This window comes from candidate division WOR-3 bacterium (assembly GCA_039802005.1).
Taxonomy (GTDB): domain Bacteria; phylum Hydrothermota; class Tepidihabitantia; order SM23-42; family JAOAFX01; genus JAOAFX01.
Map to the genome: position 1 here is coordinate 1 of JBDRVV010000028.1, position 13462 is coordinate 13462.

General features: G+C 34.6%; 10 protein-coding genes and 1 tRNA gene. 7 read left to right on the plus strand and 4 right to left on the minus strand.

Translation table 11 applies throughout. The features are described 5' to 3' along the window. The first annotated feature begins 229 nt into the window (after positions 1–229). From ABIL69_09070 to ABIL69_09085, 4 genes are all read left to right on the plus strand, one after another. On the plus strand, positions 230–631 hold the full coding sequence (locus ABIL69_09070) for an RHS domain-containing protein (GenBank protein MEO0124136.1): 402 nt from the start codon (positions 230–232) through the stop codon (positions 629–631). 187 nt (positions 632–818) lie between these two features. Continuing rightward, a complete protein-coding gene (gene rlmD, locus ABIL69_09075; GenBank protein MEO0124137.1) occupies positions 819–2129 on the plus strand; it encodes a 23S rRNA (uracil(1939)-C(5))-methyltransferase RlmD in 1311 nt (436 codons plus the stop codon). Between the two features lie 29 nt (positions 2130–2158). After that, the gene (locus ABIL69_09080; GenBank protein ID MEO0124138.1) at positions 2159–4774 is read left to right on the plus strand and encodes a hypothetical protein; all 2616 of its coding nucleotides are present in this window, start codon (positions 2159–2161) and stop codon (positions 4772–4774) included. 30 nt (positions 4775–4804) lie between these two features. After that, complete coding sequence (locus ABIL69_09085; GenBank protein ID MEO0124139.1) at positions 4805–6274, plus strand: NFACT RNA binding domain-containing protein; 1470 nt, start codon at positions 4805–4807, stop codon at positions 6272–6274. On the opposite strand, the gene ABIL69_09090 is transcribed toward ABIL69_09085, so the two are convergent. The 4 genes from ABIL69_09090 to ABIL69_09105 all read right to left on the minus strand — a co-directional run bounded on the left by ABIL69_09090 (position 6251) and on the right by ABIL69_09105 (position 9462). Next, on the minus strand, positions 6251–7330 hold the full coding sequence (locus ABIL69_09090; GenBank protein MEO0124140.1) for an LptF/LptG family permease: 1080 nt from the start codon (positions 7328–7330) through the stop codon (positions 6251–6253). The two genes, ABIL69_09085 and ABIL69_09090, sit on opposite strands and share 24 nt — an antisense overlap. Beyond that, positions 7327–8574 (minus strand): LptF/LptG family permease, encoded by a 1248-nt coding sequence (locus tag ABIL69_09095; protein MEO0124141.1) that lies wholly within the window; start codon positions 8572–8574, stop codon positions 7327–7329. The genes ABIL69_09090 and ABIL69_09095 overlap by 4 nt, the downstream gene beginning before the upstream one ends. Continuing rightward, on the minus strand, positions 8571–9296 hold the full coding sequence (locus ABIL69_09100; GenBank protein ID MEO0124142.1) for a hypothetical protein: 726 nt from the start codon (positions 9294–9296) through the stop codon (positions 8571–8573). The genes ABIL69_09095 and ABIL69_09100 overlap by 4 nt, the downstream gene beginning before the upstream one ends. Before the next feature lie 94 nt (positions 9297–9390). After that, positions 9391–9462: transfer RNA gene (locus ABIL69_09105), tRNA-Gly, on the minus strand. Between the two features lie 150 nt (positions 9463–9612). Between ABIL69_09105 and ABIL69_09110 the strand changes: the two genes are divergently transcribed. The 3 genes from ABIL69_09110 to lipB are packed head-to-tail and all read left to right on the plus strand — an operon-like array spanning position 9613 to position 13435. Next, a complete protein-coding gene (locus tag ABIL69_09110; protein MEO0124143.1) occupies positions 9613–12405 on the plus strand; it encodes a TonB-dependent receptor in 2793 nt (930 codons plus the stop codon). 50 nt (positions 12406–12455) lie between these two features. Continuing rightward, the gene (locus tag ABIL69_09115) at positions 12456–12725 is read left to right on the plus strand and encodes a (2Fe-2S)-binding protein (GenBank protein ID MEO0124144.1); all 270 of its coding nucleotides are present in this window, start codon (positions 12456–12458) and stop codon (positions 12723–12725) included. Positions 12726–12778: 53 nt separating this feature from the next. Then, positions 12779–13435 (plus strand): lipoyl(octanoyl) transferase LipB, encoded by a 657-nt coding sequence (gene lipB, locus ABIL69_09120; GenBank protein ID MEO0124145.1) that lies wholly within the window; start codon positions 12779–12781, stop codon positions 13433–13435. The last annotated feature ends 27 nt before the right edge of the window (positions 13436–13462 follow it).

A 13462-nucleotide genomic window follows, 5' to 3' on the forward strand; every position in this document is an offset into this window, starting at 1 on the left:
CAACATTTTTCACCTGCCGAAAAATGGTAAAATGTTGATTTTGATACATCGCTTCTATGCATCTACAAAATTTTGAATATGATTTTCCAATGCTACAGTAGGCAGGGGACACAGGGGGTCAGATCTCTACTTTCTACATAAATCTTAAAGATAATGCAAATTATCAACGGTTGTGTAGTATTGACATATTACAAAATTCGGGTAGAATATCCTTATTAGAGGATACATAATGAAAATTTCTAAGTCCGAAATCCGAAATTCTAAACAATATCTAAATCCCAATGCTACAAACTTCAAATATTATTCAGTTTGGAATTTTGAATTTGGAATTTGTTTTGGATTTCGAAATTCGTATTTCGGATTTTACTATACTGCTGGTGCAGATACGAGTTGGTATCATTGTGATGCATTGGGTTCGCCGCGGAAGATGACGAATGAATCGGGAAATGTGGTATGGACTGGTGCTTACCAGCCCTTTGGTGAGATGCTTGCAGGTGCAGGCAATGTGCATGGATTTACCCCGTTAGAAATCTCGACGCTTCTCACGGGGCAGGCAGGGAAAGAACTTGATGCAGAGATGGGACTCAACTACTTCTGCCAGCGGTATTATGATGCCCAGATTAAATTTTAAGAATTTCCATTCCATTTATGTTAAATACATTTTGCTACTAAATTGATTTTTGAAAATGGTTATCACTACAGATTTTTTATCCTCAAATAGGCTATTTTTAGTAATTACCAATAATTGAAAAGAAAAGGTGGAAAACTTAAGCAAATTAAAATATTGAAACTCATCATTAACCAGATATAATTTTTATATGACCAAAACGATTGACCTGAAGATTGAGAAATTAAATCTTGGTGCGCAGGGGATTGGGTATATAAATGGCAAAGTCTGTTTTGTGGACTTTGTTATACCGGGCGAAGAAGTCAAGGCAGATATCATTGTTGAAAAAAAAGATTATAATGTTGCACGGGTTGTTGAAATTATTAAATCATCACCTGCAAGGGTTGAGCCACTTTGTTCGGTTTTTGGATTATGTGGTGGATGCCAGATGCAGCATATTGATTATAATAAACAAATAGAATTAAAGAGAGAAATCCTTATTGATACTTTAAGACATATCGGAAAGATTGAATATAGTGATATTAAAGTTTTTTATAACCAACCCTGGTATTATCGTAATCGTGCCCAATTGCCTGTGCAGAAAAATAAAGAATTAAAAATTGGATATTTTAAAAAAGGAACGCATGAAGTCGTAAGTCATAATATCTGTTGTATCAATCAAAAAGAGATTAACAGTGTAGTTGAGATTCTGCGCGGGCGTATAAAAAAATCAAATATAGAAATTTATAATGAATCCAGACATAAGGGAAATTTGAGACATATAATAGTCAAAAGAGGGACAAATACCGGGCAGATATTCATAACATTTGTGACGAAAGAAAAAACGCTACCCGGGATACTTTATACAGGGCTCTTAAATGAATGTAAAGAAATTGTTGGTGTCAGTCAAAATATAAATACGAAAAGGACAAATAGAATCTTTGGTGAAAAAAATATTATAATTTCTGGAAATTCTTTTTACGAAGAAATACTTGACGGTAAAAGATTTCAGGTCGGTCCTACATCTTTTTTTCAGGTGAATACTCGGGTTTTTGAACAGATTATAAAAAAAATTAAGCAGGAAATTCAAGGTCCAATAGTAATTGACCTTTATGCAGGTGTGGGTGTAATAGGTATATGTGTGGCAGAGCTTTGTAATAAATTAATAGCGATTGAAGAAAATCCTAATTCGGTAAAAGAAGGAATAAATAATGCGAATCTGAATGGTGTTGACAATATTGATTTTATTGAAGGAAGGGTTGAAGACAAAATTTGCTCAGTTAGAGAATGTGATACTTTGATAATGGACCCACCAAGAAAAGGCGTGGGTGAGAGCGTGATACAGTATTTTAAAGATATGAATGTGAAAAAAGTTGTTTATCTCTCCTGCAATCCGGCAACCCTTGCCCGGGATGCAAATTTGATAATAAAGAACGGTTATAAAATAAAAAATGTTTACCTTTTTGATATGTTTCCCCAGACCTATCACATTGAATCATTAACGATATTTTACAATTCTTGATTTAAGGAAAACTTTGATTATAATTCGGTATGGTATTGTTGTCTTTTATAATCATATCCTGGTTTGATTGGAGGGTTTTAAAGACAGACAATTTTATTATTATTTATAAACCGGGTTATGAATACGAGGCATCCCAGACCTTAAAAAATCTTGAATACTATAGGAATGATGTAGTTAAACTCACAGGAAACTATCCCCGTCAACTTCCTATAGTCATAGAAGATATAGGAATTTTGAGTAATGGTTATGCCGACCCATTTTTCTATAATATTCATATTTTTACCAATCCCCCCAATTTTGATTATTATCTTGAAGGAACTGAGGATTGGTTCAGAAATGTAAGCGTCCATGAGTTCACCCATATTGCTCATCTAACCAAGACCAGCGGTTTGCCCAAGTTACTTACTGGTGCTTTTGGTTCGCTATTTCAGCCAAATATGTATTCACCAGGTTGGATTATTGAGGGAATTACGGTCTATTCTGAATCGCAAATTTCACCTTATGAGGGAAGATTAAATGACGGTTTTTTTGATAACTATCTTGGTTTAAGGGCAAGTAAAAATAAATGTCCTACAATTGTTGAGGTAACGAATGAACCATTATCATTTCCTTACGGAGGAATTTATTTATACGGTGGTGAATTCTTTGATTTTTTATCTGATAAATATGGTCAGGATAGATTTGCCCGATTTTTCAATATTTATGGCTCCTACCCATGGGCACCATTCTCCGCATTACTTCCTATTCTGGGACCAGACCTTGCGGCATTAAGTACCTACAGTCGAACATTTCCCACACTTTTTTCTGAATGGCATCGTTATCTCAAAAGTAAAACAGTAGCGGAAAATTATGATGCTACAAGATTGACCAAAGACGGCTGGTACATATCTTCTCTGGTGAATTATCGAGACAAAATATACTATGTCCGCGAGAAACCAATCAAGATTAACGGATTTACATACGAAGTGTTGGTCCAGTTGATGGAATATGATTTGCAGAAAAAGAAGGAGAGGGTGTTTGCGACAATTAATAGTTGGTTGACGGCAAAAATGAGATTGTATAATAACAATTTATATTTTTGTTCAGCAGAGATAAAGCGTGCAAAAAATGCATATTTAAATGGATTTGGGATAACATCAGTTTTAAAAAGAATAAATTTAGAAACTAAAAAATCTGAAAATTTGTTAAAGGATGATATCAGGACTTTTTGTGTTTTGAATGATTCGACAATTCTTTATGCCAAAAATAAACAGACAGGATACGGCTCTGAAATTTGTTTATATAATAAAAGCGGCAAAAAGAAACTTCAGGAAAGTGAAATGTTGATAAACGATATTGAAACAAATGGAAAGTGGATTGTTGTTTCTGCAAAAAAGCAATTTGAAAACACGGATTTGTATACTTTTGATATGGATGGGGGAAGTTTTAATCCAATTATTACTACGCCCTGGACCGAAGGAAACTTGTATTTTATTGGTGAAGACCTGCTCGGTTTTATTGCAAACTATGATGGAAAACATTATGCCTATGCGGTTAATCTTAACAATCCCGAACAGATATTGCGCTATACAGAAGAAGGATTTACTAATGCCTTCGTCGTTCTGGATAATACTTTAATTTTTAGTGGTTTGAACATAGATGGTTTTGACATTTATGAAACAAAGTGCAAGCCAGAACTGTACTATATAAAAGACTATGAATACACACAGAAACCGGATTTCAATTCACTAAATATGCAAACAAAAAACGGTAATTATTTTGATATCGCAAAGACGCTTTATCCCTCAGTCCGCTTGCCAATTTTTCTGCCCGTGGATTCAACTTTTAAAAAATGGCTTTACAGTGCGGTTATTGCTGGTTTTGAAGCAACAGGGGAACACTCGTATTTAACTTGGATTGGTTATGACCAACTGAATGACGAACCTTTGTTGATGACAACAATCCAGTCTTATTTCTTTAGCCCACTTTCGGTTGGACTTTTTTACAATCTTGGTAATAGTTTTAGTATAATGTCTTATTATCCGCTTTACAGAAGTTTAGGCTATGGAATATCAAATGTCACATTCGGACTTTCATTTAATTCGTTTGATGATTTTATCCGAAAGGAAATTATACCAAGATTTTCTTTAACTGCAAGGCTACCTTATTCTACATATTTTGGAGATTTATCTATACCCCTGGAAAGGATAGGGTTTAATTCATCAATCAACCGCACCTGTTTCAATGGTGTTCTCGGATTTAACAAGATTATGTTTGGTGGCGAATTACGAACATATATTAATGGTTTCTACGACCCCCAGAATCCCGATACTCCATCGGTTTCAATCCGTGGCTATAATTCTGTCAATGTTCCTGAGGGAACAATATTCACTGCCGAATATTCCCACACATTATTTAAATTAAGAAAAGGGTTCTGGAATCCGAATATTTATTTTGAGGACCTGTTTGGGATAATTTTCTTTGATTATGCAATATTTCCCGAAAAAGATAATTATTACAGTTTTGGAATAGAACTTTCCTTAGAAACAAAAATGTGTTTTAATTTCCTACAATTTTTACCTCGGATTGGTGTGGCAATCAATGGAGATAAGGAGATAAAAGCAATATTGGATGTTAAGACTTCAACTGCGCTGTTTCATCCTTGACTTGATTGATATTTATAGATAGACTGAAATATGAATGGTATATATCTACACCTTGTTTTGAAAGAGATAAGTCGTTTAATTATAAACAAATTTATTCACAGGGTTTCTGCTCAGGACAGATTAATTCAGGTTGAATTTGATGATGACTCATTATTTGTTTCACTTTATCCTCAAGCCTTAGGGTTATACATAGGAAATAAGAATAGCAAATTTTTGAAGTTGAATGTTTTTGATGAACATTTAGAAGGAGTGCACATCACACATATTCAGCAGATTGGTTTTGCACCAGTTGTTGATTTGTTTTTAGAAAGAGTTGAATATGGACAGCGAATTTCTTTTAAAATTAGATTATCATTTTATAAAGAAGGGCCAAATCTTTCACTTTTTCTTGATAAAACAAGAAGAGATTTATTCCTTAGATATATTGAAAAGACACCCAAAGATTCTATTTTTAATGTCACACTTCCCAACCTGGAAAGTAAAGAATTACTTATAAAAAATTTTGAAGGAATAGATAAATCACTTGCTCAGGAATTGAATCAGGGGACACTTGAAAATTTAAAAAATATTATTAATGGTGCGCCACATAAACCAAGAGTTATATCAATCCAACCATTGAAGATAAGTCTATTTGCTGATAAGTTTATTCGTGAATATGATTCGTGGAACGAATTATTTAAAGAAGAAATAACTTTTTATGTTGAGCAGAAAAACAAAATTTCAATAGAGAACAAAACAAAAAACGCAATAATTAAGATTGAACAAAAAATTGCAAGATTAAAGAAAGAAATTGCGGATAAAGAAGTAGTTGAATTTTACCGGATTGCCGGAGAATTGATTTTGATGAATATTTCCAAGATTAAAAAAGGCATGGAAAAAATCAAATTATTTGATCCATATTCACAAAAGGATATAGAAATCAAATTAAACCCAGTTAAAGATGCTTATAAAAATGCCGAGGAATATTTTAAAAAATATAAAAAGATGAAAAGAGGAATACCAAAAATAGAGGAGAGGATAAAGAAATTAGAAAAAGAGATTAACTTACTTAAATCTGGTGTAGAGATAAAAAAACATATTTCTAAAAGTGCTGACGCGAAATTGGTCAAAGAAAAGAAAACTTCACCTTTTCGTGAATTCGTTCTTGATTCTGGTTCACATATCTATGTTGGGAAAGATGCACGAACAAATATGGAATTGACTTTCAAATTTGCCCAGCCCGATGACTATTTTTTCCATATCCGTGGTTATGAAGGTGCACATACTATATTAAGACCGGTTTTGAAAAAAGGTCAGAATGTAAGAAAAGATGATATAGAAAAGGCAGCGGCGATTGCTGCTTATTTCAGTAAGGCAAAAAATCAAAAAAATATTCCTGTCTCATATACCCAGAGAAAATATTTGAAGAAGAGCAAAAAAGGGAAATTAGGATCTGTGATATTGATGAGGGAAAATGTAATTTTCGTTGATCCAGCTTTACCTTCTGATGCTCAGGATTGATATTATCCCTGCGGTTGTGAAGACTATATTAGGCAACCAGGCAGAAATGACAGGATGCATAATTCCAGTATAACCATAGGCGCGACAGGATTGAATAAATCCCCAATAAACAAATGCCAGAACAATGCTTATCCCCAGTCCTATTGCAACACCACCACGACGGAGCACGACTGAAATCGGAAGACAGATTAAGAGTAGAATCAGGGTTATTAGTGGAAATGAGAAGCGATAGTTTAACTCCACATTTTCTTTTGCTACATCTTCGCCGGCGCGTAGCCGCTTTTTAACAAATTGTGATAATTCAATGAAATTCATCTCTTCAACTGGTTTAGGTAAACGTGCGAAATCAATCGGTTTTTCTTTCAATTCCAGCATATCAAGAATTGTAAAATGATTTATTTGTTCATTATCAAGGGTGTCAAAATCTCTGACAGTCGCATTATTAAACTGCCAGTGGCCAATAAATTTCGCTCCTTTAGCATCAATCCTTTTTATAATATGCCTTTTCTCATCAATCTTCCATAGCATAATATTATTTAATGTCGAATCTCTGGGGTTAAATTCTTTAATATAGTAAATCCAGTTATTTTCGCCATAATAAAAAAAATTATAGCGTTTTGTTTCAGAAGGTAACGGTCTTTTATCAATTTTTGTCGTTTTGTGTTTTGAAAGTTTTGACTGTGACCATACCATAACGGTTTCCTGAAAAATAAATGTAAAGATAGAAATAAAAAACCCGGTTATTAGAATTAAAATAAATAGATTATTTAAGTCCATACCCTGTGCCTTTAGAGCGATGATTTCACGATATTTGGTCATATAACCGAAGATAAAAAATACACCGATTATTGCGGCAACAGGTATTAACAAAACAGTATAAGAAGGAATTAGATAAAGATAATAAATCAAGATATCTTTAAACGGGATATTCCTTGATAAATATCTACCGAGATTATCAAATAAATTTATAATTATATAGATAAATATGAGTATAATAAGCGAAAAGAAAAGATAGCGTAGGAAATTGCTTAAAACATATTTATAAATTATCTTCATATTTTCTTTTTGAATAATGGTAACCGTTCATATTCGGCAAGGTAGAAAAGGAGAATTCCGGGGATGAGTAATATAATATTGGGTAGCCACATTGCCCAGAATGGAGAAAAATTTCTACGGTCTGCGAACTCTTCACCGGTTAAAAAGAGGATATAATAAGCAGAGAATAACAGAATCCCGAGCAATAATCCAGCAATACCCCCTTTTCTGAATAGATAACCAAGCGGTGCGCCCATAATTAAAAAGACCAGGCAGGCAAAGGCAAGTGAAATTTTTTTATTCACTTCAATTAAATACCGTGCACGATTTCTTAGTTTACTTTTTATTACTGAAATTTTTTGATCAATTTGAAATCGTATAACCTGGGTTTTTTCAATCTCTCCCTTGGTATATTTATCAATTGTGATTGTTCCAAGTTCATTGATTTCGGCTTTAATTTTATCAATTTCTGAAGATACCAATTTTATGTTTTTTATTAATCTTGGAAGGTTTAATTCATCATCACTGCGCACATTTCTTTCTTTTCTAACAAATTCAGTATTCACTGGAATATTTATTACCTGCTTTTCAAATTTTGTCTTTTGATACCTGGTATTATCTATCAATTGATGAAATTCTCCATTATAAAGAACGAATTGAGTGATATCTTCTGCTTCTATTGAATATAGATTTCCTTTTGGTGCGGTTATTATTGAATTATTTTTAAAATCGTAAATTGTCACATTGAATATCTCGCCGGTCTTTTCAATTTTTTTTGCAATGTATATTGTATACCCTGGAAATTCGTTGGTAAATACGCCGTCAGGAATTCTGACAGCCGGTCTTTTCCGGGCAACATCATACATAAGGTTTCTTGCGCGATGGTTCGCCTCAGGCAAAAAATAATGATTGAAAAATATTAGAAATGTCATAATTATTATTACAACAATGAACGGTGTTCTCAACATTTTCATAAAAGAAACTCCGCTTGTCTTGAGGGCAAGTATTTCATTGTCATGGCTGAATCTACCAAAACTCATAACAATAGCAATGAGAATTGCCATCGGTGTTGTATAAGAGATAATTAGAGGAAGGTTGTAAATCAAAATCTGTCCCACGACCGATATTGGCAAACCCTTCCGCACAAACAGGTCTATGAGCCGGAAGAGTTGGTCCATCAAAAGTATAAATGTCAGGGCAAAGATTGAAAAAAAGAATGGCGGAATAAATTCTTTTATAAAATAGCGGTCAATCAAGCGGATCATTTTATAAATCCTTTATTTTTTAAATTAGTTATCCCATATAGTGCCATACTTAATGGGCCAGTTGATTCGGGATCAATATTTTCGTCAGGTTTTAGAATGTCCAGCGATATTAAACGCAAATATGGGAGATAAAGATAAGAGTCCGCTTTTATGTATTTTAAGTTCATATTAATTTCAGGGATTACGGGAGAAATAAAACTATCAAGAAGAAGAATTAATTGATTTATCTTTATCGTATCATTATCATAAAATTTACCATCCGGGGAAGATTTCAACAATCCCTTTCTTATTACAAAGTTTACCGGATCGTTGACTTTACTTGATGAAATGGCACCGGTGAGCAATTCGGCAAACCTTCTTTTTGTCAATGGATATTTTTGATCAAACTTCTGAATTACAGATTGAGGTGCATTTAGGAGCATTTGATTGATTTTATAAAAAAGATTGTTCTGGTGATAATAATTGAAAAGATTTGTATATATGTGCTCGGAGGGATTTTTTCTTTTTGCCAGTTCTCCAAGGATTTTTATCCCAGTTTGAACATCGCCGATTTTTATATAACAATTATATAGGAAAAAAAGGGTTGAATCTCCGGTGGGCGAATTTTTATAGAATTCTGTGAAATACTTTATTGCCCTTTCATAATCTTTTTTTTCGTAATTTTTGAGACCTTTTTGATACAAATTCTGTTTTTGAAATAAACTGCAGGATATAAAAAACATTAAAGAAAAACCTATAAAACATTTGTGCATTTCAAAACAGGGGGAATGCTTATATTGGTGTGCTTATTAATAAAATGAGAATAATAAAAACAGGAGCGGGCGACGGGATTTGAACCCGCGACCCTCGGCTTGGGAAGCCGATGCTCCACCGCTGAGCTACACCCGCATCTTTTGTATTTTAATTCGTAAAATTCTTTCGCAACCATAGATAAATTCATATAATAACATTATATTCATAACTTTGGCGATTGTCAATACAGCACTTGACATTGAAGATTTTTTAAATAATATAATTTTTATAAGAAGGGAGGTTGAGATGAGACGCTTTTATTGGGGAGTGATATTATTCTGTTCTTTTGCCCTGGCAACCGGTATGGGAAGGATCCAGGGCAAAGTGATAGATGAGTCTGACGGCACACCACTCATTGGTGTTAATGTCGTTGTTGAAGGGACGGAGATTGGTGCATCAACCGATGATAATGGTATCTATGTAATTCCGTTTGTTCCAGTGGGAACCTATGAGGTTACCGCCTCTTATGTAGGCTATAATACTGTGACTAAAAAGAACATAACCGTAATGAGCAATCAAACAACATTTGTAGACTTTAAGCTAGCACCCGGAGTGATTATTCTTGAACCGGTGGTTGTTGTTGAGGAGAAGCCGATTGTTATCAGGACCCAGACGCAGACCACACATATTTCTACATCTGAAGAAATAAAAAAATTGCCAATTACCGAGATCAATCAAATCATTACATTACAGGCAGGTGTATCAACGAGTAATCTGGGAACTCATATCAGGGGAGGAAGAAACACCGAGATAGCATATTATGTGGATGGAGTTCTTGCAAAGGCACCACACTATGGACAACAATCTGTTCAGGTAAATAAGGAAGCCGTGGAAGAGATTGGCGTTATCACGGGCGGGTTTGATGCTGAATATGGTGAAGCACTATCTGGGGTTGTCAATATTGTGACTCGCGAAGGAGGTGATAAAACGAGTGGAAGTTTGCGCTACACCACTGATGAAATCTTTCGCGGTGATAAATTGAATTATGGTTATAATCAATATGAGTTCAGTATCGGGGGTGGAGTTTTATCTAAATCAAGACTGAGATACTTTTTATCCGGAGAGTCTTATCTCACTGATGCACATCAGAGAGCAAAATACAAAGTTCCTTCGCCGAGATTTGACTATAAGGCACAGGGCAAATTATCTTATAGACTGCCCAACGCAAAAGGCAAAATAATATTTTCTGGATTTTATCAGAGAGAGATGTTTCGGTACTATAGTGATATTTGGGGTGAATTGAGTATGATCTATAATCTTGACCACCGCGCTGCTGAATTGCGTAAAGGGTATCTGGGAAGTTTGACTTTTAATTATATGCCCACAACAAAGTCAATTATTGAAGCGAAAGTCGGTTATACAAAAAATACAAGGTTTTATGCAGTGCGTGATTTAGAAGAAGAGGAAAGGCAGGGTAGGAAATGGTTTGATGATTATATATTTAAGGCAAATCATTTTCCGCAGAAGTTATTTGAAATCCCTGATACACTTATAAAATCTTATCTGATTGACTCACTTGCTGACCCAAATATGTCTTATCATTATCAAGAATTTGAGAGGTCAACTGCACGCAGTTTACGCCGCAATCCATTTGGCGCTACGGGATTTTATTATACTATCGGCGACGACCGTATGTGGCGTTATTTCTTTAATCGTGATTATCAATTCAATTTTTCTTATACAAATGCTATTGGAGAGGTTCATGAATTCAAGACTGGATTTAATGCAATCTTACAAAATGTGGGATGGTTTGATAATAACCTCCCTTGGACACACACGCCGTTCTGGGACAGATATAACAAAAATCCTGTGAAAGGAGCAATCTTTGTTCAGGACCGTATGGATTTTCAGGGTATTATCACAAGGGTGGGTATCAGGTTGGATTATTTTGATTCCAAGGCAAGTGGCTTGAGGAATCCAAGTGATATAAGAGATTCAACGGTAATTGAAACACCGCCTAAGATAAGGTTATCGCCAAGGCTTGGTTTTTCCTTACCAATAACCGACCGTTCAAAATTTAGATTCAATTACGGACATTTTTATCAAACCCCCACTTCTCATGACCTTTATCGCTCAACTGAACCAGAGGTTGTCTGGCTACTTTTAAGGAGATACAATTCAGTCGTTGGAAATCCAAATCTCACGGTTGAAAAGACGATCTCTTATGAAATGGGTTACGAGAATCAATTATCTGACATTTTCGCGTTAGGTTTTATTGCATACTACAAAGATATTTATGACCTTATACAGACCCAGAAGATTGATGCACTACCTTATGCTTATTACCAGGTTCAAAATCTTGATTATGGAAATGTTAAAGGTATTGAGTTGACTTTGAAAAAACGGATGATGAATTATTGGGCTTTTGATATCTCCTATACGCTTCAATTTGCAAAAGGGACTGCTTCTTCTGCCTGGCAGAATTATTATAACATTTATACTGAAAATCCTGACCCGATTACCGGACAATATCCAATTCCACGCATTGATTACTGGCTTGATTTTGATGAGAGACACATTGTTAATGCAACACTCGGATTTGAATCACCCGAAAATTTTATCTTCCTACCTTTACGCAATATGACGACTGATTTTATATTCTCCTACCATTCAGGCTTTCCATATACGCCAACCGATAATAAGGGAAATAAACTTGGCGATGATAACTCTGCGCGGATGCCCGGTTATATAAATGTTGATGCGAATATCACAAAAGGGATAACAATTCAGAAATTGAATTTTATTCTGTTCGCAAATATCTATAACCTGTTTAACACCGAACAGATAACACAAGTCTATAGTACCACTGGCAAACCCGATGATGATGGTCAGACTTCAACGGTAAGCATTGGGCAATTTTCAAATATTACTCTTTCAAGTTCGTATTACACACCACAGGCGGACCATAATCACGATGGTATAAATAACCCATACGAATTGCGCGAGGAATACATTAAGGCAAGGGCATTTTATTACAATAATCCTTTTCATTGGAGTCCGGGTTTTAGAATGCGAGTAGGGGTAGGACTGAGCTTTTAATAGAATTTTTGTAAAACTTGACATCCTGAATTTTTCGGCTAAAATGGGTTATGAAGATTATTTGCCGTTGTGAAGATATTACTGAAGAAGAGATTGTCCAGAAAATTAAAGAAGGTTATCATACTATGGACGAGCTGAAAAGAATTTTAAGAGTGACAATGGGTTTATGTCAGGGCAAGGGATGTAGAAGGCATATTGTAAGAATCATTGCACGCGAGCTCGGTATCCCTGTAGAAAAGATAAAGCAACCTACTTACAGACCGCCGACCAAACCCGTTCCAATAAAGGCATGTGGTAAGAGACTTCAAATCGCGAAATAAAATTGCTAATTTAAGTAATCACTCTATTCGAAGTTTATCATATTAAAAAACTCATGAATCAATTGAAAATTCTTGATCTGGGCACGAGAGGTTATAAAGAGTCATGGGATTTACAAAAAGAATTGCATTCAAAAAGGGTGGCTGAGGAAATTCAGGATACGCTAATTCTTGTTCAACATAATCCTGTGGTTACGATTGGTAAATCAGGAAAAGCTGAAAATATCAAAGTGCCCGTAAAATACCTTGAGGAGAAGGGGATAGAGTTATACCATATTGAGCGTGGGGGAGATGTAACATTTCATGGTCCTGGACAACTTGTCGGATACCCTATATTTAATATAAAAAAAGGACTTGCAGGTATACGACCTTTCATTGAAAAGATTGAAGATGCAATCATCGCTACGCTTATTGATTTCGGAATTCCCGCAGATAAGAAGGAAAAAATGATTGGTGTATGGGTGGGTGAGAAAAAAATCTGTTCAATCGGTATTGCAGTTAAAAGATGGGTGAGTTTTCATGGATTTGCTTTAAATGTCAGCACTGATTTAAGATATTTTGATTTAATTAATCCCTGTGGATTTAAGGAAATAAAAATGACATCAATGCAGGAAATATTAAAATGTAAGATAGAAATGGATATTGTAAAGAAATCTATAATTCATAATTTTGTCAAAATATTTGGATTTAATACAGTAGATAGTTTGTGCTAATAAAATATGCATTATTGACAAATAATC

What these genes read in the sequence shown, in the direction of transcription:
- ABIL69_09070 (MEO0124136.1), top strand. Translation starts at nt 230, where the DNA reads ATGAAAATTTCTAAGTCCGAAATCCGAAATTCTAAACAATATCTAAAT.
- rlmD (MEO0124137.1), top strand. Translation starts at nt 819, where the DNA reads ATGACCAAAACGATTGACCTGAAGATTGAGAAATTAAATCTTGGTGCG.
- ABIL69_09080 (MEO0124138.1), top strand. Translation starts at nt 2,159, where the DNA reads ATGGTATTGTTGTCTTTTATAATCATATCCTGGTTTGATTGGAGGGTT.
- ABIL69_09085 (MEO0124139.1), top strand. Translation starts at nt 4,805, where the DNA reads ATGAATGGTATATATCTACACCTTGTTTTGAAAGAGATAAGTCGTTTA.
- ABIL69_09090 (MEO0124140.1), bottom strand. Translation starts at nt 7,330, where the DNA reads ATGAAGATAATTTATAAATATGTTTTAAGCAATTTCCTACGCTATCTT.
- ABIL69_09095 (MEO0124141.1), bottom strand. Translation starts at nt 8,574, where the DNA reads ATGATCCGCTTGATTGACCGCTATTTTATAAAAGAATTTATTCCGCCA.
- ABIL69_09100 (MEO0124142.1), bottom strand. Translation starts at nt 9,296, where the DNA reads ATGTTTTTTATATCCTGCAGTTTATTTCAAAAACAGAATTTGTATCAA.
- ABIL69_09110 (MEO0124143.1), top strand. Translation starts at nt 9,613, where the DNA reads ATGAGACGCTTTTATTGGGGAGTGATATTATTCTGTTCTTTTGCCCTG.
- ABIL69_09115 (MEO0124144.1), top strand. Translation starts at nt 12,456, where the DNA reads ATGAAGATTATTTGCCGTTGTGAAGATATTACTGAAGAAGAGATTGTC.
- lipB (MEO0124145.1), top strand. Translation starts at nt 12,779, where the DNA reads ATGAATCAATTGAAAATTCTTGATCTGGGCACGAGAGGTTATAAAGAG.